The organism is Pseudomonas sp. 5C2 (genome assembly GCF_034314155.1).
Taxonomy (GTDB): domain Bacteria; phylum Pseudomonadota; class Gammaproteobacteria; order Pseudomonadales; family Pseudomonadaceae; genus Aquipseudomonas.
Map to the genome: position 1 here is coordinate 17056 of NZ_JAVIWH010000001.1, position 26054 is coordinate 43109.

Consider the following 26054-nt stretch of genomic DNA (forward strand, 5'->3'; position numbering starts at 1 on the left):
ATCTCCTGTACCTGTCGCAGCTCGTTCGACAGCATTCAGGACAACACCTCGGCCCACCCTCTTCTAGACTCAACGCATGGTCGTAGAAAGAACCGAACACGTCGCTTTGGTGCCGTTGAATCAAAGGCGGCGTGGCAAGCTGCCTTTTATGCCCTGAAGAGGTGCGGCAAAGACCGCACCGGGTCCAACAAGATGCCCGCCAAGGGTGCCCTGGTCAACGGCCTGAACATGCCACGATACCGTGACGTGGTGTGAGTGCCGCAGCCGACACTTTCGGACAACCGGCGACTGCCTGGTTTGCCCGTGATCGTGAGGAATGCTGTATGCCTGATGAGATGTTGCAATTGCCTGTGGTCAACAGCGTGCTGGAGCGCCACAAGGGCTGCCCCGGTGCACTGTTGCCGATTCTTCATGAGATTCAGGAGGGCATCGGTTACATCCCGGATGCCGCCATCCCCGAGATTGCCCACGCCCTCAACCAGAGTCAGGCCGAGGTTCGCGGGGTGATCAGCTTCTACCATGACTTCCGCTCCGCGCCCCCGGCCCGGCATATTCTGCGTCTGTGCCGCGCCGAGTCCTGCCAGAGCCGCGGCGCCGAGCAGCTCGCAGCGCAGTTGCGCGAACGCCTGCAACTGGACGACCACGGCAGCAGCGCCGACGGCAGCATCAGTCTGCGCCCGGTGTATTGCCTCGGCGCCTGCGCCTGCTCGCCCGCCCTGGAGCTGGATGGCCAGGTGCATGCGCGGCTCAGTGCCGAGCGTCTTGATGCATTGCTCGACGCTTGCCAGGAGGACGCATGATGCCGCGCCTCTATTTGCCGATTGATTCTCTTGCCCGTGCCGTAGGTGCCGATGATGTAGCTGTGGCCCTTGCCACTCAGGCCCAGGAACGCCAACTGTCCCTGGACCTGCAGCGCACCAGCTCGCGCGGCCTGTACTGGCTGGAGCCGTTGCTGGAAATGGACACTCCGCAAGGCCGTATCGGCTTCGGCCCGCTGACCGCTGCCGATGTGCCGTCCCTGCTCGATGCGCTGCAAGGCGAGTCGTCCGCCCATCCACTGGCCTTGGGTCTGGTGGAAGAACTGCCTTATCTAAAGACTCAACAACGCCTGCTGTTTGCCCGCGCTGGCATTACCCGGCCGCTGTCCCTGGAGGATTACCGGGCCCACGGCGGTTTCGAGGGCTTGACCCAGGCCATCGCCCTGGGCGGCGAGCAGACCGCGACTGCGGTTTTCGATTCGGGCCTGCGTGGCCGTGGCGGCGCAGCCTTCCCGGCCGGGATCAAATGGCGCACGGTGCGCGCCACCCAGGCTGCGCAGAAGTACATTGTGTGCAACGCCGACGAAGGCGACTCCGGCACCTTCGCCGACCGCATGTTGATGGAAGGCGACCCCTTCCTGCTGATCGAAGGCATGGCCATTGCCGGTCTCACCGTCGGGGCCAGCTACGGTTACATCTATGTGCGCTCGGAATATCCACAGGCCGTGGCCACATTGCGCGAGGCGCTGGACATCGCCCGGTCCGCCGGTTACCTCGGCGCCAATGTCGGCGGCAGCGGCCAGGCCTTCGATATGGAAGTACGCGTCGGTGCCGGCGCTTACATCTGCGGTGAGGAAACCGCGCTGCTGGACTCTCTCGAAGGCAAGCGCGGGATCGTCCGCGCCAAGCCACCGATTCCTGCGTTGAAGGGCCTGTTCGGCCTGCCTACCCTGGTGCACAACGTGCTGACCCTGGCTTCGGTGCCACTGATTCTGGCCAAGGGCGCGCAGTTCTATCGCGATTACGGCATGGGCCGCTCGTTGGGCACCATGCCCTTCCAATTGGCGGGCAATATTCGTCACGGCGGTCTGGTGGAACGGGCGTTTGGCCTGACCCTGCGGGAACTGGTGGAAGACTACGGCGGTGGTACTGCCAGTGGCCGGCCGCTGAAGGCCGCGCAAGTTGGCGGCCCCCTCGGCGCCTGGGTGCCGCCAGGGCAATTCGACACGCCGCTGGATTACGAAGCCTTCGCCTCCATCGGCGCCATGCTCGGTCACGGTGGTGTGGTGGTGGCTGACGACAGCCTGGACATGGCCCGTATGGCGCGCTTCGCCCTGCAGTTCTGTGCCGAGGAATCCTGTGGCAAATGCACCCCATGCCGCATCGGCTCGACCCGGGGCGTGGAGGTGATCGACCGCCTGCTGGCCGCACCTGACCAGAGCGGTCGTGATGAGCAGGCGATCATCCTCAAGGACCTGTGCGACACCATGCTTTACGGTTCGCTGTGCGCGTTGGGCGGCATGACCTCCTATCCGGTCGCCAGCGCCCTCAAGCACTTCCCCGCCGACTTCGGTCTGCTGGCCTCGGAGGCCGAGCAATGATTACTCTCTTTGACCCGAAAACCGATATCGATCTGGGCACCCCGGCCCGCGACAGCCAGGTGCAAGTCACCCTGAACATCGACGGCCGCAGCATCAGCGTGCCCGAAGGGACCTCGGTGATGCGCGCCGCCGCGCTGCTGGGCACCACCATTCCCAAACTATGTGCCACCGACAGCCTGGAAGCCTTCGGCTCCTGCCGCATGTGCCTGGTCGAGATCGACGGCATGCGCGGCTACCCGGCGTCCTGCACCACGCCGGTCAGCGAAGGCATGAGCGTGCACACCCAGACGCCGAAGCTTGCCACCCTGCGCCGCAATGTCATGGAGCTGTACATCTCAGATCACCCGCTGGACTGCCTGACCTGCTCGGCCAACGGCAACTGCGAGCTGCAAACCGTCGCCGGCCAGGTCGGCCTGCGGGAGGTGCGTTACGGCTATGAAGGCGACAACCATCTGGCCGACAAGAAAGACACCTCCAACCCCTACTTCGACTACGACCCGAGCAAGTGCATCGTCTGCAACCGCTGCGTGCGCGCCTGCGAAGAAACCCAGGGCACGTTTGCCCTGACGATTACCGGGCGCGGTTTTGAATCCCGGGTCGCGGCCGCCGGTGGCGAGAACTTCCTCGACTCGGAATGCGTGTCCTGCGGCGCCTGTGTGCAAGCCTGCCCCACCGCGACCCTGATGGAAAAAAGCGTGGTCGAACTGGGCCAGCCCGAACGCGCCGTGATCACCACCTGTGCCTATTGCGGCGTGGGCTGCTCGTTCCGCGCCGAGATGAAAGGCGACCAGCTGGTGCGCATGGTTCCAGACAAGAACGGCCAGGCCAACCACGGCCACTCCTGTGTCAAAGGGCGCTTTGCCTGGGGCTACGCCACCCACCCGGATCGCATCACCACGCCGATGATCCGCAAGCACATCAACGACCCTTGGCAGGAAGTCAGCTGGGATGAGGCGGTGACCTACGCCGCCAGCGAATTCCGCCGTCTGCAGCAAAAATACGGCCGCGACTCCATTGGCGGCATCACCTCCAGCCGCTGCACCAACGAAGAAACCTATCTGGTGCAAAAACTGGTGCGTGCCGCGTTCGGCAACAATAACGTCGACACCTGTGCACGGGTCTGCCACTCGCCGACCGGCTATGGCCTGAAACAAACCCTTGGCGAGTCCGCTGGCACTCAGAGTTTCGACTCGGTAATGCAAGCCGACGTGATTCTGGTGATGGGCGCCAACCCCAGCGACGCCCACCCGGTGTTCGCCTCCCAGCTCAAGCGCCGCTTGCGTGAAGGCGCACGGCTGATCGTCATCGACCCACGTCGCATTGATCTGGTGGACTCGGTGCATGCCCGCGCTGAACTGCACCTGGCCCTGCGCCCGGGCACCAACGTCGCCATGCTCAACGCCCTGGCCCACGTCATCGTCACCGAAGGCCTACTCAACCAGGCCTTTATCGACGCCCGTTGCGAAGGCAGCGATTTCGCCCACTGGCGCGAGTTCGTCAGCCGCGCGGAAAACTCGCCGGAAGTCCTTGGCGCCATCTGCGGTGTCGCCGCTGCCGACATCCGTGCCGCCGCGCGTCTGTACGCAACCGGCGGCAACGCGGCGATCTATTACGGCCTGGGCGTCACCGAACACAGCCAGGGCAGCACCGCCGTCATGGGCATCGCCAACCTGGCCATGGTCACTGGCAACATCGGCCGCGAAGGCGTGGGCGTGAACCCGCTGCGTGGGCAGAACAACGTTCAGGGCTCCTGCGACATGGGCTCCTTCCCCCACGAGTTGCCTGGCTACCGACACATCTCCAACGAGGTGGTTCGGGCGCAGTTCGAGCAGGCCTGGAACGTCACCTTGCAACCCGACCCGGGCCTGCGTATTCCCAATATGTTCGAGGCAGCCCTGGACGGCAGCTTTAAGGGCTTGTATTGCCAGGGCGAAGACATCGCCCAAAGCGACCCCAATACCCAGCACGTCACCTCGGCTCTGTCGGCGATGGAATGCATCGTGGTGCAGGACATTTTCCTCAACGAAACCGCCAAGTTCGCCCACGTATTCCTGCCGGGCAGTTCGTTCCTGGAAAAAGACGGCACCTTCACTAACGCCGAGCGACGCATTTCGCGCGTGCGCAAGGTCATGGAACCGCTGGGCGGCAAGGCCGACTGGGAGGGCACCGTGGCCCTGGCCAACGCCCTGGGTTACCCGATGAACTACCAGCACCCGTCGGAAATCATGGATGAAATCGCCAGCCTGACGCCGACCTTCAGCAACGTCAGCTACGCCGCACTGGATAGCCACGGCAGCCTGCAATGGCCGTGCAACGCCGCAGCGCCGGACGGCACGCCGACCATGCACATCGAGGAATTCGTGCGCGGCAAGGGGCGCTTCATGCTCACCGGCTACGTGCCCACCGAGGAAAAGGTCAACAACCGCTATCCCCTGCTGCTGACCACCGGACGCATCCTCAGCCAGTACAACGTCGGCGCCCAGACCCGGCGTACCGAAAACATCGCTTGGCACGACGAAGACCGCCTGGAAATCCACCCGACCGACGCCGAGAGCCGTGGCATCAATGAAGGTGACTGGGTCGGCATCGGCAGCCGCGCCGGACAGACCGTACTGCGTGCGCGGGTCACCGAACGGGTCGCTCCAGGCGTGGTGTACACCACCTTCCACTTCCCCGAATCGGGGGCCAACGTCATCACCACCGACAACTCCGACTGGGCCACCAACTGTCCGGAGTACAAGGTCACCGCCGTGGAAGTCAGCCGCGTCTACCACCCTTCCGAGTGGCAAAAACGTTACCAGGCATTCAGCGACGAACAACAACGCCTACTCGACGAACGTCGCCGGGCACGCACCGCAGGAACAAAGGCCGAGGTACGCCGATGAGCACTGCCAACCTGATCAAAATGGCCAACCAGATCGCCCAGTACTTCGCCAGCGAACCGGACCAGCAACAGGCCGTGCTTGGCGTGCGCAATCATCTGCAGATGTTCTGGACGCCCGGCATGCGCAAGGAGTTGCTGGGCTGGCAGACGACGCATCATGGGGCCGACTTGCACCCACTGGCGCAGGCTGCGGTCAGTGGGGCGGGCTGGGAGGCTTAAGGCTCACACGATCCCTTACGGAGCACCTGCTGCCTGTCGGGCAGCGGTGCAACTAAGGAAACCAGCGTGCATGAATCTGCTTGAGTACGCCTTTGGCCCCGATACGTTGGTATCCCTCTTCATACGTCTTCAGTGCACGCAATCCATCCGGGTGGGCCAGGCTAAAGCCTATCGTTGCGCTTACCACACCGCAATTGAAGGCGAAGCGCACCGAATTTTCTGTGCCCGACTGCCTGGCCTTATAAGCCTCCGCCTCAAGGTCGGTGGTAATGATCAATGCCGCCTGGAAGCGCCGGGCGGCCAGCTTCTTCAGATTCAGTAAGTCCGAGTGAACGTTCTCGAACAGCACTCCGGACTTCTGTAGCGCCATGACCTGGGGCGAATATTCGTAGTCGTTGGTGATGCCCAGTACAGTCCCGGGCGGCAACGTGCATATGCCGTCTGGAGGCCTCGGCAAGGGGGCTTCGATATGTTCGAAGATGTCGTCATTCGCCGCGTAGATCGGTAGCGCCGCCAGCTTGATCTTGCCATCGAACTCGGGCAGCCAACTCATGTTGAAGCAGGCCGCGACCTCACCATTGAGCACCATGTATTTGCAACGTGAATAAGGCACGACTTTCAGGCGCACCTCAACCTCCACCTCCTTGAACGCGGCGACAACTACGTCATTGGCGTAACCTGTACCGTCGCTCTTCGACCAGGGATCGGCAGCATCCTCGACCATGATCGTCAGCGTCTCGTGCGGCATCTGCGCGGCGACGGCACTTGCTGCCAGCAGGTAGAGTGAGCACATCAGCAGGATCGGTTTGAGTGGCCACATTCGGTGCTTAGTCTTTTGCTGATGCATGGCTCTCCATTGATCTACTGACTCCACCACCGGCGAAGCTATTGGACTCTAGGCATTGGTCTACACACATCAACGCCACATTATGCGCACCCGCAAGAGATTCCGCGGAGGTTATGCCGAACACCGCCAGCAGCGCTCATAAGACAAGTCTATGAAACAAGGCGCTAATCAGATATCTCACGCGGCCCGGCCTAAACAATCTTGCACTTGATCCAGGCATCTTCGGCAACGCCATAGATGGCGCAGAGGCGGTGATAGCCGTCCGCGATGACCAGCTTGTCGTTCTTCTCTCCCCTGACCAGCAGCAACGGTGACAGCGGCGTTCCGTTCTTGATTTTGCTGCGGTCTTTCTCTACATGGGAGTTGCTGATGCCAAGCAGGGAAAGTTCTGACGCGCGGAAAATGTCCTTTGCCTTGAATTGGGTAAGGTCTGCAGCACGCAGGGCGGAAATTATTTTCTGCACCCGGGTTTCGCTGAATAGCAGAAGAAGGTAGGACTGTGCGGCTGGGTAGTCCTGCTCTTCCACATCTGGAAGCCATTTTATTGCAGTCGCTTCTTTCGCGTTGCTCATGTTTGCTCCCGAGGTGTTCACGCAGTGTAGTTGTGGGAATGCGTTTTTTCAGGCGGATCAGGCTTTACCCAAGGGTGCGTCGATCAGAACCTGAAGCCGCACTGAGACCCGCATTTCAAGCGTCCTTTTTCTGCAGGCTCTTCAGGCGCAGGCCCGCCCGTTGCACAGCGGCCATTTTTTCGGGTCGCTTCATGCGTTTCCATTTTCTGATGTCCTCCTTGGTGCGACCACAACTTACACATAAATCACCGCTCAACTGGCAAACGGAAATACAGGGATTTTCGATGTCCTTGGCCACGACTCAACCCCGAGTCGAGCGCTTGCGCGCCAAGCGTTGCTGCCAGTTTCCGGCATTGGCATGCTGACATTGCTCTTCAGTATCGACGTGCACATGGGCCGACACCGGACTGACGTGGATATCCGCTTCGCTTAACGCCACGGCCGTCAGTTCGACCATGCGTTCACCCTGCCCACTCGCAAGGGCCTGGTTCTTGTTGGCCTGCGTGTCAAAGACCCAGACGACCATCAGGCTGGACGGGAATACGGTGTAATCAACCTCGTGGGTCAGCCAGCAGAACCCTGCTATTTCGGCTTTGGCCGTCTCACAGGCGTCGGTCAGGGCCACCACCAGACGACGCTCGATCTGCGCCTGATCGCGTTTGCTTAACAGCATTGTTTGATCCTTGAATCAGTGTCGAAGGCTTGCCGAGGGCGCTCGGTCTAATATCGCGCGGCTCGCTGCTGCGTGCCTCTTTTGCCAGTATCGATGTGCAGCACCTTGAGACGCAAAGGAATAAAACCAACAGTGCTCAGCAAACGCATGGCCTCAACTGCGAGTTTGTATCTATTGCCAGTGAAACTTGTGTGGAAGCCCGCAGTCCTATTCGGGCTTTGCCGGTCACTACCGCAGCCCCTTTGCTGCCAAGCCCCCTGTCATTCCATCTGAGCTGTTCGACTCATGCGCCTAACCGTTCGTTCCTCCCGCTCTATTTCGCTCTGCCTCGTACCTTTGCTCCCCCTGCTCGCCAATCCCGCTTATGCCGAAGGGGAGCAGCAACTGGTGCAAGCCATCAACGGCTACCGCGCCCACCCCCAGCGCTGCGAGGGACGCATGACCCCTGCAATGACACCGTTGGCGCTGAAGTCCAGCGTGGCCTTGCCCGTCGGTTATGGCGGCGATTTACGGGACGGGTTGAAGGCCGCCGGTTATCAAGCAGGGAAAGTGCAAGCCATCCAAGTGGCAGGTGCGCGCGATGCCGAGACGGCCTTTGCCGTGATCAAGAACAACTACTGCGACAAACTACTCAATACCCAAGCGACCGATATTGGTGTCACTCACGTCGGTAATCGGTGGCAGATGGTACTGGCGCGCCCCTTGGTCGATGATCACCTGACTGATCGGCGGACAGCGGATAAAGCGTTGCTGACAGAGGTCAATGCGGCACGGGCGAAGCCGCGTCTGTGTGGGTATCAGCGCTTCGCCGCCGCACGACCACTGACGTGGAACAATGCCTTGGGGGCGGCAGCGCAGGGGCATAGCCGGGCGATGGCCTTGGCAATTACTTCGCTCACCAAGATCCAAACGGTGACTCGCCAGCGGCCCGGGCTCGGGCCGTTGGCTACCGTGGTCGGCAGATCGGCGAGAACATCGCTGCAGGGCAGGGTTCCCCGAGCCAGGCGATGCAGGGGTGGCTGGCCAGCCCTGGGCATTGCGCCAACCTGATGAACCCGATGTTTACCCAAGTGGGTGCTGCTTATGCCACGGCCTCGCGTAGCGACTTGGGTATCTATTGGACGATGCTGTTCGGCGCGCCCTGATGATCGTGGACGGGCTGTGGACTTTTACGGACAGGCCGTCAATGGAACCACACCGTCAGTTGCTTGCGACTTGAGCCATCCCGCCGGATGTCACGAGCGCCTTCAACGATGCATCGAACTGTTTCAGGGCGTTTAATTGCAGCTCACGTTGTTGGTCGATTTGCGCGGCAATCTCTGGAGCGGCTTTGCCATGCACCCAGACAGCGGACATTTGCTTTTCACCCAAACCTTCGGCCTTGCCAATGTATTGCAGGTTCGAATCGTAAAATTTGGCGACGAAGCGCGCTTCGACCTGGGTATTGCGCTGTGTCACCAGACGGTTGTAGGTGTCCAGCATGACCACTACGTCTGGGTGGGCTTGCACCAGCGCATCAAGGTTGTCGTAGACGGTCACTGAGGAGAATTCTTTCTGCAGCGAACCCATGAGCCAATTGATCGCGAGTTTCGGATCGGAGCTGTTGACGAACGCGTCGCTAATGCGAGAGTCAATCGCACCATTCTTCACGCCGTTCAGCGCGACAGAATGGTAATGCTCAAGGTACTCAAGGGTGTTGAGGGTGTTTTCGCTGTAGAGCACACCGACTGATTGTGCATGCTGCAGGCCAGCGATACTATCGGCCACCGATAACAAATGGCAGGACGGCGCGTCTGCAGCGTAAGAAGGCACAGTGGCGGCAGCGCCACCGGTCAATACGGCGACAAGAGCCAGCAGGGTGGAAATTCTCATCGCGTTATTTCCCTTAGAAGCATATTCGGTATGGCGCTATCTTCCTCCTTCGCTGGAAAAACAAAACTCGCATTCGTCGATGGTAACTATCAACTAAACGAATGGTAAAAGCAGAAGCGGTTTATTGCGTGAGGGCAACGTGTAAAGTACCCCCCCAAAAAGCGCCTCGAACAGTTTTTTCGCCATGGGTGCAGAACAGAGTACACACCAGCCATGACCATCAGCACCCAGTCTCCAGATCGACAGCGCCTGATTCGCGCCCTGTTTGAAGAGTACATCGAGATGTACGCCTCTCGGGATCAGCGCCTGACGACCCGCTTCAGTAAAAACTTCAGTGGGTATACGGGGAGCGGCGATTTTCTGGTCAAGGATCTCGCCGACTGGCAGACGATCACTCGCCAGGACTTCTCTCAAGTGCCTGAACGTATCCGCATTGAGATGCTCGATCTCTCTCTGCAGGACCTGGGTGAAGAGGTGGTGGTTGCCACCGCTTTATTCCGCATTCACTTGCCCGTTGACGGCGATATGCTTGCAAAGGAAGCGGCACGCCTGGTGCTGATTTTCCGCCTCGAAGGTGAAGAGTGGAAAATCGTTCACAGCGGTATCTCCATTCCCTATCACCGGGCGGAGGATGGCGAGGTGTATCCCCTCAAGAGCCTGCAGGAGCGCAACCGCACTCTGGAGGCACTGGTCGAGGAACGCACCCAGGCACTGCATGCAAGCGAAGCTCTCTATCGCCAGCTCACCGAGGACACTCGCGATGTCCACTGGAAAACAGACCGTGACCTGTTCATCACCTACATCAACCCCGCCGACGAACGCCTGCGTGGCTTCAAGGCCGACGAGGTAGTCGGGCATCACGTCTTTGAACTGTTTACCGACGAGGGTGTGGCCACGGTCAAGCACCTGATGGAGGAAAGACGGCGATCTGAACGGCGACCTTCGTCGGATGACTTTGTGACCTTTGAGGTACAGCATCGCTGTAAAGACGGCAGCCTGCTCTGGGGGGAGGTGCTGTCGAAGCCGGACCTTGACGAACAGGGTGAGATTATCGGCTACCACGGTATTACGCGAGAGGTCACCCGGCGCAAGCTGTTGGAAGAGCAGGTCAACCAGTTGGCGTTCCGTGACACGCTGACCCACTTGCCCAATCGCCGCCTGCTGGAAGATCGCCTCACCCAGGCAATGTCGTCCAGTCACCGCAGTAACTGCTACGGCGCCCTGTTATTCCTCGACATGGATAACTTCAAGCCACTCAATGACACGCACGGCCACAGCGTCGGCGACCTGCTGCTGATCGAGGTCGCCAACCGCCTGAAAGCCTGCGTACGCGAAGCGGACACCGTCGCCCGCTTTGGCGGTGACGAATTCGTCGTACTGCTATGTGACCTGAGCTGCGACAAGCGCGAAGCCATTGCTCAGGCAAGACGCATTGCCGAAAAGATACGCATCAGTTTGTCGACGCCCTATTTGCTGAGTCTCACCATTGAGCATCGCTGCACGGCCAGCATCGGTGTAACCCTCTTCAAGGGACGCGAAGCAAGTGAAGAACACGTCATAGATTCGGCTGACTCAGCGATGTATCAGGCCAAAGAGCATGGACGAAACACGATTCGGTTTTGTGAATAGAACATGATTTGAATCTCCCCCTGGTTTGCAAAGCTGGTCTTTCGCGCAGGGGGTCATATAATCGCGCCGTTTCGTCTACCCTCACGAAGCGCCGTGCAGCAAACAGCTCGCGCCAGGCGCCTCGACATTTTTCCGCTATTTAACCGGAGAACTTCCATGCTCAAGCGTACGCTGGTGCTGGCCGCAGGCTTTGCCCTGTCCCTTTCAACCCTGTTCGCACAGGCCGCCGACACTCTGAAAGTCAGCGCCATCCCTGATGAAGCCCCGACCGAACTGCTGCGCAAGTTCAAGCCGCTGGGCGCCTATCTGGAACAACAGTTGGGCATGAAGGTCGAGTTCATTCCGGTTGCCGACTACCCGGCCGTGGTTGAGGCGCTGGCCACCGACCGTATCGACCTGGCCTGGCTGGGCGGCTTTACCTTCGTTCAGGCACGCCTGAAAACCGGTAACGCCATTCCGCTGGTACAGCGCGAGCAGGATGCCCAGTTCACCAGCAAGTTCATCACCGCCGACCCTGCGGTCAAATCCCTCGCGGATCTCAAGGGCAAGACCTTCGCCTTCGGTTCGGTGTCGTCCACCTCCGGCAGCCTTATGCCGCGCTACTTCATGCTCAAGGACGGTATCAAGCCGGAAACCTTCTTTAGCCGCGTAGGCTACTCCGGCGCCCATGACGCCACCGTCGCCTGGGTCCAGGCCGGCAAGGTCGACGCCGGGGTACTCAACGCCAGCGTCTGGGACAAACTGGTCGCCGCCGGCAAGGTCGACACCAGCAAGGTCAGAGTATTCGCCACCACCCCGACCTACTACGACTACAACTGGACCGTGCGCGGCACCCTCGACCCGGTACTGACTGCCAAAATCAAGGCCGCCTTCCTCGCCCTCGATCCCGCGAACCCGGAGCAAAAGGCGATCCTCGATCTGCAGGCCGCCAGCCGTTTCATCGAAACCAAGGCTGAGAACTACAAGGGTATCGAGGAAGCCGCACGCGCCGCCGACCTGCTGAAATGACCCTGCGCCTTATCCAGGCCAGCCTCAGCCACGCCAATGGAGTCCACGCGTTACGCAGCGTGGACCTGCACATCGGTGCCCGCGAACAGGTCGCCATTATTGGCCCGTCCGGCGCGGGCAAGTCGAGCCTGCTCAACCTGCTGGCCACCGCCCTGCGGCCCAGCAGCGGCGAGGTCCAGGTGCTCGGCGAGCGGCCTTGGCAGCTTTCTGCGCACCAGCGTCAGCGCCTGCGCGCGCGCATCGGTCTGGTGCATCAGTCGCCACCACTGCCACCACGCCAGCGCGTAATCACTGCGGTACTGGCCGGAAAGCTTGGCCAGTGGGGTCTGGGCAAGAGCTTGCTTAACCTGCTGCATCCGCTGGATATTCCCGGTGCGCGCGCGGCATTGGCCAGGCTGGACCTTAGCGACAAGCTATTCGCCCAGTGCCAGCAACTGTCCGGCGGCCAACTACAGCGCGTAGGCATTGCCCGTGTGCTGTACCAAGCTCCCGAGGTGTTACTGGCCGATGAGCCCGTGTCGGCCATGGACCCGGTGTTGGCGGCGCACACCCTGGCAGTCCTCTGCCAGCATGCGCAGGAGCACGACGTCACCCTGGTCGCCAGTCTGCATGCAGTGGACCTGGCCCTGTCGCACTTCCCACGCATCATTGGCGTGCGCGACGGGCAAATCCTGTTTGACCGTCCAGCCAGCGACGTCAGCCGCGACCTACTCGACACGCTCTATGCCAACGAATCTCTGCAGCCTGCACCGGTTCCAGATACACCCTTGAGCGTGCAGATTCCCCGATGCTGACGCGCGACAACCGCGACCCGGCCGCCGGGCCTCGTCTGCTGCTCAGCCTGCTGGCCATCGCCCTGCTGTGGCCGGGTATCCGGCTCAGCGAGTTGGACCTGAGCGTTCTGCTGGCGACCGACAGTCAGAGCGAGATAGGCCGCTTCGTCTCCGCGTTCTGGCCTCCCGCCCATGGCGAGGAGTTCATCCAGTTGCTGCTGCAAGCCACCCTGCAGACCCTGGCCATCGCCACGGCCGGCATGGCCCTGGCCCTGCTACTGGCAGTACCCGCCAGCCTGCTGGCCAGTCGCGCGCTGTCACTGTCCGCCGCCTCTCGTGGCGGGCACCCGAGCCGCTGGGCACAACTGCTGCGCTGGCCAGTACGCGGGCTGCTGATCTTCCTGCGTAGCGTGCCGGAAATCGTTTGGGCCCTGCTGTTCGTCCGTGCCGTCGGCCTCGGCCCGGCTGCTGGGGTACTGGCCATTGCCATCACCTACAGCGGCATGCTCGGCAAGGTCTACGCGGAAATATTCGAGTCGGTCGACCAGCGCCCGGCCCACGCCCTGATGCAGGCTGGCAGTGGTCGGCTGGCGGCCTTCTGCTACGGCATCCTGCCCAATGTCGCTGCAGAGCTGCTGTCGTACACGGTGTACCGCTGGGAATGCGCGATCCGCGCCTCGGTGGTAATGGGCTTCGTCGGCGCCGGCGGCCTGGGCCAGCAGATCGACCTGTCGATGCGCATGTTCGCCGGGGGCGAAGTGGCCAGCATGCTGCTGACCTTCTTCGTCCTGGTCATGCTCGCCGACCAACTCAGCCGCCTGCTGCGCTGGAGGCTGGCATGAATCGCCTGTTCAACCTGCTGCTGGTCCTCGGCATCGGCGCAGCAGTCATCGCCTCGTTCGCCTATCTGGGCATCGACTTCGGTGAGCTGGGCAGCACCCGCAGCCTGAACCAGATGGGCGCCTATGTGCAGCGTTTTCTCAGCCCGGACCTGAGCACTGGCCATCTGCAGGCCATCGGTTATGGCGCCCTGGAAACCCTGGCCATGTCCGCCCTCGGCACCCTGCTCGCCGCCGTGTTCGGTCTGCTGTTGGCACTGCCCGCCGCCGGCCGCTTTGGCTGGCCGCTGCAGAGCGCATCGCGCCTTGTGCTCAACGCCCTGCGCGCGATCCCGGAAATGGTGTGGGCGACGCTGATGGTACTGGCCGCTGGCCTCGGCCCGAATGCCGGCACCCTGGCCCTGGCCCTGCACACCACCGGTGTACTCGGCAGGCTGTTCGCTGAAGCCCTGGAAAACACTCCGCCAGAACCCGCCGAGGCTATCCGCCTGCAGGGCGGTAATCCGGTGTGGGCCTTCTGTTACGGCACACTGCCCAACCTGTTGCCACAACTGCTGGCCTACTGTTTGTACCGCTGGGAAAACAATATCCGCATGGCCAGCGTGCTCGGCTTCGTCGGCGCTGGCGGTTTGGGGCAGATGCTCTATGTCAGCCTCAGTCTGTTCCAGGAAGCCCAAGCCAGCACGGTGATCCTGGCCATGCTGTTGCTGGTATTCGCCGTCGATGCCCTGAGCGGCTGGAGCCGCCAGCGCTGGGTCAAGGCCTGATCGTGTCCACCGAACAGGTAAAATCATAAAAGTGACGATAAGACGCCGAATGGCCCTGAAAAACGCCATCCATAGCTCGCTCTCGACTACTAACGGCTGGCAGCTCCGGGTCGATTCCGGCACGGTGGTCGACGTTGAGGAGCGCAGGGTAATAAAAGTGTTGTTCAGTAGCATATAGACACCGTTATACAAGGCCGCTTTAAGCGGCCTTGTTGCTCCGGAGTGACTCTATCGCTACTTGATGAACGCTCTCATATCACCTGCCAGCCCGTCGATCGCGGCCTTGAAGTCACCCACGGTAATCGCCTGGCTTTCATTTTTCAGGGTTTTACCGAAAACTTTACGCACGACTTTCACCACTGGCGAACCCGTGGCGGCGTCGACAAAACTCGCCTCAATGTAAAGTTCACTGTTCTGATCGCGATGGCCGGAAGCAGCGCTGGCCGCCCCCACAACCGCCGCGACCGGAACCACTTCGTACCAGTGCATACCTTCGTTAGAGGCCGTTACACCCGTAATTGCCGCGTGCATGATCAAGGTTCGCGAACCGGGTGGTACAGCCTGCAGGCTGTTCACCACCCGGTACCTTTGTGAAAGAACGCCCTTGGCACTGCTGCTGGCATACGCCTGTATTTGCTTCAGCGTTTTCATGTCAACCCGATCCGTCGGCTTGGGTGCGGGGTACAACTCAAGTTCGTTGAACACCACCGTAGAGTACGCCCCGGGTTTAAAGTCGGGAGCCACCCAGCGCAGCACTTCCTTCCCGCTCGACGACGTCGTTTCCTGGAGTCCATCGTAATTCGGCAAAAAGCCTGAGAACTGCTCCTTTTCAGTCACTTTCGAGACACAACCACCCAGCAACAAGCTGCTCAGCGCAATGCCGACAAGCAATTTACGTGATGCTTTCATGTGCTTTGTACTCATGGGATTAATAGGGTATTTATTGTTGTCAGGCGTTAGAAACGCCACGTCATATTGCCGGTAACAGACTGAATCCAGGCGCTACTGAACTGGCCGGAAACGCGGTCACCTGACAGACGTTTGCTCTGGTCGACAGGCATATCGCCCATCCACACAAAATCCCAGCCGAGGTTAAGGTCGGTATCATGATCCACTGCATAAGTGACCCCGGCCCCCACATGCCATTGAGCACTCATAGGGACATTCAAGGTTCGATCACTGTTCGATACCGCCGAGGTATCGTAGGCGACACCGCCACTCCAAAGCAGTTTCGGTGTGGCTCGGTACTGTGTGCCCAGCGCTAATTGATAGGTGTCCTTATAAGACGCATTAACGGTGGTTGACTGCCCACCCGCCCTGGACGTATCGACATCGATATAGATCTCGCCGAACTGTGACCAGTCCTGCCAGTTGACGGTCGCCAGCACGGCCCATTGCGCGTCGAGTTGCTGATAGAGGCTGAGCGTGACCGTTTGTGGGACCTGCACACCGAGCGTGGTGTCCGTACCATTCACGCGGTCCAGTAACAGGCCATTCCCTTGAACGTCTATACGGTCCTTGAAATCAAGATTGATCTTACTGGTATAAGCCAAACCAATCCGGGTGCCCGGCTTGGGTGCATAAATAACCCCCAGGTTAGCGCCGTACCCCCATGTACTGTCCTCATATTTGTACTGCCCGTCAGCACGATCCGTTAATCCAAAAGGAGACCGATTGATCGCCGCCTGAGCTTGCAACATGCCGTACATGGCCTTTATGCCAACGCCCACTGACCACTCGTCATTGAACCGATAGGCCACACTGGCCCCCGGTGTCAGGCTAGTTGTCGCCTGAGCTGATTTATCAAAACGATAGATCGGGGGCGCCAAAGAGAGCTGTAATGTCGAGCTATTCACCTGAGCGTAAAGCGGCCCTTATCAACAAATTGCTGCCGCCTCAAAACATGTCCGTGGCCGAGTTGTCGCGTCAAGAAGGCATCTCTCAAGCCACCCTGTATGCTTGGCGAACCAAGCTCAAAGCAGGAGGCGCAGTGGTGCCCGGAGATAAAAGCAGTGCCGATAACTGGTCGGCTGAAGCCAAGTTCGCAGCGGTGTTGCACACGGCCACGTTGAGCGAGATCGAGCTTAGCGAATACTGTCGCAGCAAGGGTTTGTACCCCGAGCAAATCGGCGCTTGGCGACAGGCCTGCATCAGTGGCCAGCTAACAGCCCAGGCACAGCGCCAGGCCGAGCGAGAACAGGCGCGCGCCGACAAAAAACGCATCGCCGAGTTGGAGCGTGAACTGCGGCGCAAGGACAAGGCGCTCGCAGAAACCGCCGCGATTCTGGTGCTGCGAAAAAAGATGAATGCCTTCTGGGGAAACGACAGCGAGGACGTCTGACCTCGCTGCCAGAACGGCAACAACTCGTTGAACGTTTTAACCAAGCCGTTGCTTCTGGTGCACGCAAAACTATTGCCAGCGCGGAGATCGGGCTGTCGCTGCGCAGCCTGCAACGCTGGGCGCTGACGCCTGTGATGCAGGCCGACGTGCGCACCACCACGTCACGTCCGCGACCACTTAATGCCCTGAGTGAACAGGAGCGTTGCGCTATTTTAGAGGTCTGCAACAGTCCGCCATTCGTCAGCCTGCCGCCCAGCCAGATCGTCCCGATACTGGCCGATCAAGGTCGTTATCTGGCCTCAGAGGCAACCTTTTACCGCGTCCTGAAGGAAGCTGATCAGCAGCACCGACGTGGCCGCAGCCATGCACCGCACAAGCATGCTGCGCCGACAACTCACAGCGCAACCACAGCCAATAAGGTCTGGTCTTGGGACATCACCTACTTGCCATCGCCAGTGCGTGGGAAGTACTACTATCTGTATTTGATCGAGGACATCTACAGCCGAAAGGCCGTGGGCTGGGAAGTTTACGAGCAAGAAAGTGGCGAGCTGGCGGCCGAACTGATGCAGCGCACCGTGCTCACCGAACGCTGCGCCGGACGGCCCCTAGTGCTGCACTCGGACAACGGTGCACCGATGAAATCGGTGACGTTGCTGAGCAAACTGTACGAACTCGGCATCACCCCGTCACGCGGACGACCACGGGTGAGTAACGATAATCCCTACTCAGAATCGCTGTTTAGAACCCTGAAATATTGCCCGCAATGGCCTCCTGGTGGTTTTGCAGATTTGGACGCGGCACGCAGCTGGGTGCGCGATTTTATCCGCTGGTACAACCACCAACACCGCCACAGCCGCATCCGCTTCGTGACCCCGGCGCAGCGTCATCGAGGAGATGATCAAGAGATCTTGGCCAAGCGTCATGCCCTGTATCAGCAAGCTCGTAATCAACATCCACATCGCTGGTCAGGTGCGACACGCAATTGGCAGCCCATCGGCGCGGTCACACTCAATCCGGAAAGGGAGTTACCGACACTGAAAATAGCCGCATAAAACACAGCTGACGCGACAACTACCTTGCAAAACGCCGCTGGGTACAAATGACAAACCACCAATACTTCCATATTGACTGAAGTAGCGACCGTACCAGTCATTCTTATAACTGAGCGCCAGACCGAAGTCGCCATACGTGCCAAAGCCGACACTCCAGTGTTCATCCAGTTTATGGCTTATAAAGAAGCTGGCACCCGGTGTCGGTTCAATAACATCGCCGCTGCCACTGCCAGCCACGTTAGTGTCCCCGTCAGCATCAAACTTCACATTGCCGTAAATAAGTTGAGCACCGGCCGCGATCTGGGTGCCCTCCAGATAACTGAGGCCTGCCGGGTTACTCGCAATGGTAGACGGCCCTTGCGCACGCGCCGCGGCACCCGCATTGACCAGACCGGTATTATCGCTACCGATCTCATAAAGCATGATGCCTCCTGCCAGCGCCTGTTGGCTGTAACAGAGCGTCAGCAGAGTAAACGCGGAGACCGGCAGCGTACCTGTTTTTGACGGCATAAGAACTCCAGGATCAAGTAGGCGCACACCGCCTACCCGATCGATTTCTGAGTGAGTTACTTACCTGACTGGCTCAACATCGCGTGCTGGATTTGCTCCTTCACTGCATCCAGGTTAAAGCTGGCACCCTTTTGCATTGGAGGAAACTCAATCGCAGTCGCCGCCACCTTGGCGACTTCTTTTTGCACGAACTGAAAGCGCCAAAATTCGTAGAGGAACCAGTTCATGTACTGGTATGAGCCTTGAGCGCCTTTGGTAAAGCCCGTGCGCTCGAAGGGATCAAGGCGCAGGTTGGTGAGAACCGGCATGTCCAACTTCACGGTACTGCCGATCCAGCCATCGGGTTGATCAGTGAAGCGGTATTTGAAATCGTCGATACGCACGGCGGAGAGCGTGCCTTCGGTGAAATAGAAGACTTCGTGGCGCGTCGACGGTCCCTTGCCCATGATCATGTCGGTCTGATTGTAGCCATCAAGGTGCACCTTGTAGCTTTGACTGCCGACTTGTTTACCCTTCAGTAACTCTTCGACTATGTTCGGATTACCCGCCGCAGCGACAAACGTCGGGAACCAGTCCATCCCTGACATGATCCCGTTCTCGACCTTACCGGCCGGAACTTTCCCTGGCCAGCGCAGAATGGCCGGGACACGGAAGCCACCTTCCAGCGCCGTCCCCTTCCCGCCAGCGAATGGCGTCTGACCACCGTCCGGCCACGTAAAGTTCTCGGCACCGTTATCGGTGGTGAATACAACGATGGTGTTATCGTCGAGGCCCATGTCCTTGAGCTTCTTCAGGACATCGCCAACGATGTCATCCAGCTGGGCCATCCCGGCCTCTTGGATAGTCCAGTCGTTGTCCGCGTTACGCATCCCTTCATATTTGGGCGACAGGTGAGTGGTGACGTGCATACGTGTAGGGTTGAGCCAGAGGAAGAACGGCTTGTCATCCTTCTTGGCCTTATCAATGAAGCTCAAGGCAACGTCGCGAATCTCCTCGTCGACCGTTCTCATTCTCTCCGGATAGAGTGTGCCGGCATCTTCGACTTTCTGCTTGCCCACTTTGCCCCAACGCGGCATCACCGTAGGGTCATCAGTGTCGGTTGCCCAGCTGTGCACCATGTTACGCGGGCCGACCGTATCTTTAAGCGCCTGTGGATAGTTTGGGTGGGCCGGATCTTCCATCGCGTCAAGGTGATAGAGGTAGCCAAAGAACTCGTCAAAGCCGTGAACCGTTGGCAGGAACTCGTTCAAGTCACCCAAATGGTTTTTGCCAAACTGCCCCGTGGAATAGCCCATCGACTTAAGCGTTGTCGCAAGGGTCAATGCCTGATCGGGAATACCAATCGGTGAACCGGCCTGGCCTACGGTGGTCATGCCCGTGCGGATGGGTAACTCACCGGTGATGAAGTTGGCCCGGCCAGCGGTGCAACTCGCCTCGGCGTAATAATCGGTAAACCGCATGCCCTGGGCCGCCAGACTGTCGAGGTTCGGTGTTTTACCCGCCATCATGCCTTGATCATAGGCGCCAATATTAAACCAGCCGACATCATCGGCCATGATGACAACAATGTTGGGTTTATCGGACGCGGCCTGCACGTGCAGGGGCATGGCAGTAAGCAGAAGTGTTGTTACTGTCAGCGCCAAAAAATCGATTATTTTTGTCACGGTCAGTTCCTCAGTACTCTTATGAAAGTCTCAGGACTAGCCTACAACGTGAAAATTCGGGATACACACAGTAGCTGAATTTAATCCTAGGCGAGAATACTCAGATAGCCACTTTCTTTTTTATCGCTCGCCCTGGAACGGCTGCCAACTTCCAGGCCTGCAATATGCCCGCAAAACCCTCTATCGCGCAGGTTCGTTACCGACACTCTTTCGTCGGCCCTCACAGAGATTCATAACGTTTAGACATAATAATTATTCAGTTTCACTATGAACACGAACCCCCGCGCCCGCAGATAAACAGGAATGAATATCGAAAACCGCCGAACACGTTAGTGTAAATACTGTGAGAAAACACAGAATGAATATTTGACAGACCTCTATCCTGCGTCAAAGCTGCAACAGCATTGGACAATGTTCTATCAGGACAACGGAATGCCGAAACATAAAAATAAATCAGCGCACTCCACATCGGGTTTACGACGCACTTTCATGACGCCCTCTCTGCGTATCGTTTTAGCGATCCTGTTACCCCTGGCAATTTTTAGTAGTTGGCTGTTCTTCCAACACAGTAAGCCCGCACCTTTGATCTATTCACCCGCCATCACATCAGCACCGCCGTCTCTGAACCCCCCCCGCGCCAGCAGCAAAAATGGTCGACGAGCAGCAATGCCAGAGTTGCCACAGTGCGCAGGTAAAAGATTGGCAAGGCTCCCATCACCAGTTGGCCATGCAACCGGCTAACGCTGAAACGGTCCTCGCCAATTTCAGTGACGTCACGTTCAAAAACAAGAGAGAGACCACCCGCTTCTCTCATAAAAATGACGGCTTCTGGGTCAATACTCCTGGCGCAGACGGTAAACCCGCTGATTTCAAAGTCGCTTACACCTTCGGCGTCGCCCCCTTGCAGCAGTATTTGATAGAGACACCCGGCGGGCGGTTGCAAGCGTTGGGGGTGGCCTGGGATACCGAGAAACATCGCTGGTTTCATCTCTATCCAGGCCAAGGTGTGAACTTCAAGAATCCCTTGCACTGGAGCAAGCCGAGCCAGAACGCCAACTTCATGTGTGTCGAATGCCATACCACTGGCTTCAAACGCAATTTCGACGCCGTGAGCGATAGTTTTGCCAGCCAGTGGAACAGTCTGGGAGTCGGCTGTCAGGCCTGCCATGGTCCGGCCTCCAATCATTTAGCGTGGGCGACAAAGCCCAATGACCTGACGCATGCCGGCTTTGTCGTCGACCTCAAAGACAAAGACGCCACCACCGAGATCGAGACCTGCGCCCGGTGCCATGCTCGTCGCGCACCGCTGGACGACGGTTATCAGGTCGGCAAACGGTTGATGGATGATTACCTGCCCAGCCTGCTGACGCCCGAACTCTATACGGTGGACGGCAAGATCAAGGATGAAGTGTTCGAATACGGTTCTTTCCTGCAAAGCAAAATGTTCGACAAGGGCGTGCGCTGCAGTAGTTGCCACAACCCTCATAGCACCGCACTCAAGGCCCCAGGCAACGGTGTGTGCGTGCAATGCCACAACACAGCAGGCAAAACCTCCGTCGAGCGTGTCAATGGCAAGGGCCTGCAAGCGAAGAACTACGACTCTCCCGAGCACCATCGGCATCAGGTTGGAAAGCCAGGCTCGCAATGTGTCGATTGCCACATGCCTGGCAAGCTGTACATGGGCAATGACTTTCGCCACGACCACAGTTTCAGTATCCCCAACCCCCTGCGCGCACAGACGCTCGGTACGCCGGATGCCTGTTTGAGCTGCCACCAAAGCGTGGCGGGCAACAAAATTATTGAGCAATTCAAGCTCTGGACCGGCGACCGGCCTGACCAGGCATCGCGCTACGACGAAAGCCTCTCGCTGATTCGCGGTGGTCAGGTCGGTGCAGCACAGGCGTTGTACGAGCAGCTGCAACGTAGCAATCTGCCCGCCATCCAACGTGCAACACTACTCGCCGAGCTGCCCGCCTACCCCAGCGCACAAGCGCTGAGGCTGGTCACCAAGGATCTGAACAATCCGGCACCGCATGTGCGCGAAAGTGCCATTCGCGCGGTCAGCGCCCTTATGCCCGAGGCGCAACGTCTGGCGTTGCTATCACCGCGGCTCGATGACCCGGTCCGCGCCGTACGAATCGCCGCCGCCCGTGCTCTGCCAGGCGCTGCGAATGGCGGATTGGGGGCATCGCAGCCAAGCTGGAATACAGCCATCGGCGAGTACGAGGCTGTGCAGTTGAGCCTGGTGGAACGCGCCGAAGCCAACCTCAACCTGGCGATGCTCTACCAGGCCAGTGGCCGCAATGCAGATGTCGAACCCCGCCTGCGTGCAGCCTTGCAACGTGACCCGGATTTCTTTCCGGCGCTGGTCACGCTGGTCGAGTGGCTGGAATCAAATGCTCGCGGCAAAGAAGCTCGGCAGTTGCTGGACGACGGCCTGCGCGAACACCCTGACGTCGCCTTGCTACACCAGGCCCAAGGCCTGGCAATGATTCGCGCGGGACAGCGGGTGCAGGCCATCCCCGCGTTACGCAGGGCTGCCCGACTCGAACCGCAAAACGCTCAGTATGGCTACGTGCTGGCAGTGGCCTTGTACGAAAACGGCCAGGTCGATGAAGCCTGCTCACAACTGGAACAGATGCTCGAACACCAGCCAGCCAACCGCGATGCCAGGCTGTTGCTGATCCAGTACGATCTGAAGAACGGTCATGAGCCAAAGGCGCGAAAGTTGATAGACGCATGGACGCACATCAACCCTGAAGACCCTGCCCTTAAATGATTCCTTTCCGCCACTTAAATGCCCTTTTCTTTATGCCAGCCAGCATGAAGCGGATCGCCGGAAATGCTGCCCAAAACCACAGTTTTTGGACCGCCCATCTAAGTATTATGATCGACCTACAATGCGTGATATTGTTTTGACATCACGCTGTATGCGGGATCGGTGATCCTGGCGAGGTGCGCCAGGTAAAGAGATAAGAAGTTAATGTGGTTTCCAAGAAGTAAAACCACAGCGCGCGGTTTGGTGGGTGTTGAAACAGGTCCAAATGGAATAGCTCTAGCCCACGTACAGAGAAGCCAAGGCGAAGCTCCACGCCTGCTCCACTGCAACTTCCGCGCAGCCACGCCCGAACAACACCCCACCGTATTGAAAAATATGGTCGACGAATCAGGCCTTGGCGGCTTGCCGGTCAACCTTGTGTTGCACCCCGCTGCCTACCAGATGCTGCTTCTCGACAGCCCCTATGTCCCCGCTGAAGACTTGGGCGCCGCCATGCGCTGGCGCATCAAGGACCTTATCAGTGAGCCCCTTGAAGATGTCGTCGTTGACGCATTTGCTCTTCCCGAAGATGCCTACCGTGGCCGCTCGCGCATGGCCTACTGCGCAGTGCTCAATAAAGCGCGCATGCAGGACTGGGCCAAGCTGATCAAGCACGCCGGTCTCCATCTGGTCAGCATCGACGTTACCGAAATGGCATTTCGCAATCTTGGTCTGGGCCGGTGCCGACAATCTGAACATCGCACTGCTGCGCTTGCGTTCCAGCGAGGGCTTGATCTGCGTGCAGCATGGCGCGGATCTGTACATGGCGCGCGTCATTGAGCATGGACTGGAACAGGCTGGCCAGGATTTTTCTTCAGCCACCCTGGAGATCCAGCGTTCCCTTGACTATTTCGAGAGCCAGTTAGGCAAGGGGCACATCAATCGCCTGCTGTTACTGCCCATGAAGCGCGATGGCGAAGCCGCACTGCAAGCGCTGGGTAATGGACTGACCGTCAAACTGCAGGCCCTCGACCTGCGCGAATTGTTCAGCGGGCAACCCGCCGCTGAACTGGACGAACAGATGCAGGCTCTCTGCATGGCAGCCGTCGGCGCAGCTCTGCGCCAGACGGCTTCCTGATGCAGAACCTCAACCTTTATCAGGTACAAAAAAACGCGCACCACGGACCGCAGAAACTCCAGCTACTGGGCTGCCTCGCGGTGCAGGTGCTGGACGGGGCATTCGATCCGACCGGGGCCCGCTGGATGGTGATGTACAACATCGGTGCCGAGTCCGGTGGCAACCCGGTTGTCGGGAGTAATCTCTGGGCACCGGCCAATCCAGGTGTGATAACCCCAACAGGCAGTACTTTCAGTACTGCTTCCAGGCGCACCGGCTGGAGAAAGCATTATCGCGGTGGGCAACCTGCCCGCCACCGGTTTTCGCTTTGCCTATGCGTCGCCGCAGCAGCGTGTGTATCTGGCCCAGACGGTCGTGGGCTTTCGCTGCCAAAATGGCCAACTGCTTCGATATACCTATAACCAACTGCTTTCTACACTGCCCGCCGCCCCGCCGCCCGGTTCCAACCCTGAGCCGTTGGCTATGAATGTCGATTGTGGGCAAACACGCTTTACCTACCAGGCCGGCAGCACCGCGCGCGCCGGTTTGCTGTCCCTGATGCTGCATACCACCCTCGACGGCGAAAGCTTTCAACTCTTGCAACAGGTCCACATCGACAATGCGCCCTGATCCCCGCTGGCCCCATCGCGCCCAGGGTTTTGGCCTGGTTGCAGCGATGTTCCTACTCATCGTGGTCGCCCTGGTGGTGATCGCCATGGCACGCCTGTCCGTCGCGCAACACGGCACTCTTGCCGCTGGCCGATGATTACCCGTTTATCGCGGCCATTCGTCAAGGTTTCAGCGCTGCAACACTGACCGATACCGATGGTGCCTGTTTTGGCGATGGCAACAGTTGTTCAGCGTACGGCTATGACTTTAGCGACAGCCCCGGCAGCGAAGTTCGTCTGGGACGCTTGCGTCTGGACAATGCCCATGGCTCTGAGTTGCAGGCATTGGATCTGCCCTTGCGCATCGAGACGTGGCAGAACCTTGCGGGCGGCAGCTTTCGGGTCGAAGGCCTGGATACCTGCACCACGGCAGCCGTTTTGCAAACGCCCGCGCTGAGTAGCTACACCGGGCAACTCAGCCAACAGGTCTATGGCAATGACAAGGTTACGTTGATCGCACCCAGCGCAGGATTGGGGCTGTTGCGCTTGCAGCCTCCCGGGATCAACGGATCGGTACTCGGTGGATTACCGGCAACACCGTCCTGGCTTTTCTACGACTGGAATGGCAAGGGCCGTGAAGCTGCAACGGGGCTGGCCAGATTCGGCATCTATCGAGGCTCATCGCCAATGATTTTTCGCCGCGAAGTGTATCGCTAGCGACCTGCTACTCACGGGCGCTGGCGACTCACATCGACAAAGCGCTTAAAGCTTTGTTGTATCGACTGGTGCTCGCCACTCAGGCCGCTTGAACGCTGTCTCCGCTCCGGAGATGGAGACAGCGATACGATTCAGCACGTGCTCGGCGGTGTATTTCTTGGTGGTCGTGTTGAGGGCGATGAGGACAAGGCCAATCACCAGCACCGCATGAGGGATTTTTTTGATCTCTGTGTTTTCCAGGTAATACAAAAACCCACAGGCAGCGACAGACCCCAGGAGAGCCCCGGCAATCGCCTCCTGCAGCGGATGGATATAGGGTGCCACGCAGTTGATACTGAACCACCACGCGATCAATAACCCTAAACCAGCTCCTGGCCAGCGAAGACGAGGATTGATCTGTCGCGCAAGCAGGCTCATCGCCACGGGTAGCACCAGGCTAGTATTCGTGGCATGACCGCTGATGACCGCAATGTTCAGGCTTTCAAGGCCTATGCCCCATCCTTTGAAGAGGATTTTGCTCGCCCCGACAATCGCGTACACAAACAGCAGTAATGCGCCCCATAACAGCGCCGACTGTCTGGACCTGGAAAACCAAAGCCAGGCACCGATGACCACTGCCGCCGGAAGCATGACCGTGATTCCGCCGTACTGAGTGATGTCTGCCAACCTCATATCGCGTGCAACCTTTATAGACGTGTTTCACATAGACATGCATAAAACCAGAATTTGCTCTGCGGCCACTAGAAATATCTGTGTAAACGATAGCAGCACGTGCGTGTTTGTCCGGGGCAATGGGCTCACAAAAAAACGCCCCGTTCTTCATCCAAAGAACGGGGCGTTTCTGG

The 26054-nt window shown here is 59.1% G+C and carries 23 protein-coding genes and 4 pseudogenes; 17 read left to right on the forward strand and 10 right to left on the reverse strand.

Features of this window, described 5'->3' with window-relative positions; translation table 11 throughout:
- The first annotated feature begins 323 nt into the window (after positions 1 to 323).
- Genes RGU44_RS00055 through RGU44_RS00070 form a run of 4 tightly spaced genes read left to right on the forward strand, consistent with a single transcriptional unit; the run spans position 324 to position 5462 of the window.
- Complete coding sequence (locus tag RGU44_RS00055; protein ID WP_322178116.1) at positions 324 to 800, forward strand: formate dehydrogenase subunit gamma; 477 nt, start codon at positions 324 to 326, stop codon at positions 798 to 800.
- Positions 797 to 2359, forward strand: a complete 1563-nt coding sequence (locus tag RGU44_RS00060; protein ID WP_322215127.1) for a formate dehydrogenase beta subunit — start codon at positions 797 to 799, stop codon at positions 2357 to 2359. Before RGU44_RS00055 ends, RGU44_RS00060 begins: the two co-directional genes overlap by 4 nt.
- Positions 2356 to 5244, forward strand: coding sequence for a formate dehydrogenase subunit alpha (fdhF, locus tag RGU44_RS00065; RefSeq protein ID WP_322215129.1), 2889 nt, complete (start codon positions 2356 to 2358; stop codon positions 5242 to 5244). The genes RGU44_RS00060 and fdhF overlap by 4 nt, the downstream gene beginning before the upstream one ends.
- Positions 5241 to 5462, forward strand: coding sequence for a formate dehydrogenase subunit delta (locus RGU44_RS00070; RefSeq protein ID WP_322215130.1), 222 nt, complete (start codon positions 5241 to 5243; stop codon positions 5460 to 5462). Before fdhF ends, RGU44_RS00070 begins: the two co-directional genes overlap by 4 nt.
- A gap of 52 nt (positions 5463 to 5514) precedes the next feature.
- On the opposite strand, the gene RGU44_RS00075 is transcribed toward RGU44_RS00070, so the two are convergent.
- The 4 genes from RGU44_RS00075 to RGU44_RS00090 all read right to left on the reverse strand — a co-directional run bounded on the left by RGU44_RS00075 (position 5515) and on the right by RGU44_RS00090 (position 7554).
- A complete protein-coding gene (locus RGU44_RS00075) occupies positions 5515 to 6309 on the reverse strand; it encodes a hypothetical protein (RefSeq protein ID WP_322215131.1) in 795 nt (264 codons plus the stop codon).
- Between the two features lie 191 nt (positions 6310 to 6500).
- Positions 6501 to 6881 (reverse strand): hypothetical protein, encoded by a 381-nt coding sequence (locus RGU44_RS00080; RefSeq protein WP_322215132.1) that lies wholly within the window; start codon positions 6879 to 6881, stop codon positions 6501 to 6503.
- A 115-nt stretch (positions 6882 to 6996) separates the two neighbouring features.
- Positions 6997 to 7179, reverse strand: a complete 183-nt coding sequence (locus tag RGU44_RS00085; protein ID WP_322178110.1) for a DUF1289 domain-containing protein — start codon at positions 7177 to 7179, stop codon at positions 6997 to 6999.
- 3 nt (positions 7180 to 7182) lie between these two features.
- Positions 7183 to 7554, reverse strand: a complete 372-nt coding sequence (locus RGU44_RS00090; RefSeq protein WP_322215133.1) for a hypothetical protein — start codon at positions 7552 to 7554, stop codon at positions 7183 to 7185.
- Between the two features lie 285 nt (positions 7555 to 7839).
- Here RGU44_RS00090 and RGU44_RS00095 point away from each other — a divergent pair.
- Positions 7840 to 8699, forward strand: a pseudogene (locus RGU44_RS00095) (CAP domain-containing protein).
- A 55-nt stretch (positions 8700 to 8754) separates the two neighbouring features.
- Here the strand turns inward: RGU44_RS00095 and RGU44_RS00100 are convergent.
- Entirely contained in the window at positions 8755 to 9426 is a 672-nt protein-coding gene (locus RGU44_RS00100; RefSeq protein WP_322215134.1) for an ATPase, read from the reverse strand.
- 213 nt (positions 9427 to 9639) lie between these two features.
- On the opposite strand from RGU44_RS00100, the gene RGU44_RS00105 reads away from it, so the two are divergent.
- The 5 genes from RGU44_RS00105 (at position 9640) to phnE (ending at position 14442) form a co-directional block, all read left to right on the forward strand.
- On the forward strand, positions 9640 to 11055 hold the full coding sequence (locus tag RGU44_RS00105; RefSeq protein WP_322215136.1) for a diguanylate cyclase domain-containing protein: 1416 nt from the start codon (positions 9640 to 9642) through the stop codon (positions 11053 to 11055).
- A gap of 156 nt (positions 11056 to 11211) precedes the next feature.
- Positions 11212 to 12063, forward strand: coding sequence for a putative selenate ABC transporter substrate-binding protein (locus tag RGU44_RS00110; protein ID WP_322215137.1), 852 nt, complete (start codon positions 11212 to 11214; stop codon positions 12061 to 12063).
- The gene (locus tag RGU44_RS00115) at positions 12060 to 12857 is read left to right on the forward strand and encodes a phosphonate ABC transporter ATP-binding protein (RefSeq protein WP_322178105.1); all 798 of its coding nucleotides are present in this window, start codon (positions 12060 to 12062) and stop codon (positions 12855 to 12857) included. The genes RGU44_RS00110 and RGU44_RS00115 overlap by 4 nt, the downstream gene beginning before the upstream one ends.
- The gene (locus RGU44_RS00120; RefSeq protein ID WP_322215138.1) at positions 12851 to 13678 is read left to right on the forward strand and encodes an ABC transporter permease; all 828 of its coding nucleotides are present in this window, start codon (positions 12851 to 12853) and stop codon (positions 13676 to 13678) included. Before RGU44_RS00115 ends, RGU44_RS00120 begins: the two co-directional genes overlap by 7 nt.
- On the forward strand, positions 13675 to 14442 hold the full coding sequence (gene phnE / locus RGU44_RS00125; RefSeq protein ID WP_322215139.1) for a phosphonate ABC transporter, permease protein PhnE: 768 nt from the start codon (positions 13675 to 13677) through the stop codon (positions 14440 to 14442). Before RGU44_RS00120 ends, phnE begins: the two co-directional genes overlap by 4 nt.
- 234 nt (positions 14443 to 14676) lie before the next feature.
- On the opposite strand, the gene RGU44_RS00130 is transcribed toward phnE, so the two are convergent.
- Together RGU44_RS00130 and RGU44_RS00135 are read right to left on the reverse strand one after the other, a co-directional pair.
- Positions 14677 to 15351, reverse strand: a complete 675-nt coding sequence (locus RGU44_RS00130; protein ID WP_322215182.1) for a DUF3313 domain-containing protein — start codon at positions 15349 to 15351, stop codon at positions 14677 to 14679.
- A 47-nt stretch (positions 15352 to 15398) separates the two neighbouring features.
- A pseudogene (locus RGU44_RS00135) lies at positions 15399 to 16316 on the reverse strand (OmpP1/FadL family transporter); the annotation flags it as partial.
- Between RGU44_RS00135 and RGU44_RS00140 the strand changes: the two are divergent.
- Positions 16283 to 17835, forward strand: a protein-coding gene (locus RGU44_RS00140; RefSeq protein WP_250690811.1) for an IS3-like element ISPpu4 family transposase whose coding sequence is annotated in 2 segments (ribosomal slippage) — positions 16283 to 16745 and positions 16745 to 17835 — 1554 coding nt in all. Because the reading frame shifts where the segments join, the coding sequence is not laid out codon by codon here. The pseudogene RGU44_RS00135 and the gene RGU44_RS00140 overlap by 34 nt on opposite strands.
- A gap of 36 nt (positions 17836 to 17871) precedes the next feature.
- On the opposite strand, the pseudogene RGU44_RS00145 reads toward RGU44_RS00140, so the two are convergent.
- Together RGU44_RS00145 and RGU44_RS00150 are read right to left on the reverse strand one after the other, a co-directional pair.
- Positions 17872 to 18345, reverse strand: a pseudogene (locus tag RGU44_RS00145) (OmpP1/FadL family transporter); the annotation flags it as partial.
- Positions 18346 to 18401: 56 nt separating this feature from the next.
- Complete coding sequence (locus tag RGU44_RS00150) at positions 18402 to 19952, reverse strand: arylsulfatase (RefSeq protein ID WP_322215184.1); 1551 nt, start codon at positions 19950 to 19952, stop codon at positions 18402 to 18404.
- 489 nt (positions 19953 to 20441) lie between these two features.
- Here RGU44_RS00150 and RGU44_RS00155 point away from each other — a divergent pair.
- From RGU44_RS00155 to RGU44_RS00180, 6 genes and pseudogenes are all read left to right on the forward strand, one after another.
- A pseudogene (locus RGU44_RS00155) lies at positions 20442 to 22788 on the forward strand (tetratricopeptide repeat protein).
- Between the two features lie 204 nt (positions 22789 to 22992).
- Positions 22993 to 23607, forward strand: a complete 615-nt coding sequence (locus tag RGU44_RS00160) for a hypothetical protein (RefSeq protein ID WP_322215140.1) — start codon at positions 22993 to 22995, stop codon at positions 23605 to 23607.
- Entirely contained in the window at positions 23591 to 23905 is a 315-nt protein-coding gene (locus tag RGU44_RS00165) for a hypothetical protein (protein ID WP_322215141.1), read from the forward strand. Before RGU44_RS00160 ends, RGU44_RS00165 begins: the two co-directional genes overlap by 17 nt.
- Positions 23906 to 24181: 276 nt before the next feature.
- Complete coding sequence (locus RGU44_RS00170; protein WP_322178099.1) at positions 24182 to 24514, forward strand: hypothetical protein; 333 nt, start codon at positions 24182 to 24184, stop codon at positions 24512 to 24514.
- Positions 24504 to 24650, forward strand: a complete 147-nt coding sequence (locus RGU44_RS00175) for a hypothetical protein (RefSeq protein WP_322178098.1) — start codon at positions 24504 to 24506, stop codon at positions 24648 to 24650. Before RGU44_RS00170 ends, RGU44_RS00175 begins: the two co-directional genes overlap by 11 nt.
- Positions 24634 to 25209, forward strand: coding sequence for a DUF6701 domain-containing protein (locus tag RGU44_RS00180; RefSeq protein ID WP_322215142.1), 576 nt, complete (start codon positions 24634 to 24636; stop codon positions 25207 to 25209). The genes RGU44_RS00175 and RGU44_RS00180 overlap by 17 nt, the downstream gene beginning before the upstream one ends.
- Positions 25210 to 25254: 45 nt before the next feature.
- Here the strand turns inward: RGU44_RS00180 and RGU44_RS00185 are convergent, their stop codons facing one another.
- A complete protein-coding gene (locus RGU44_RS00185; protein ID WP_322178096.1) occupies positions 25255 to 25881 on the reverse strand; it encodes a hypothetical protein in 627 nt (208 codons plus the stop codon).
- Between the last annotated feature and the right edge of the window lie 173 nt (positions 25882 to 26054).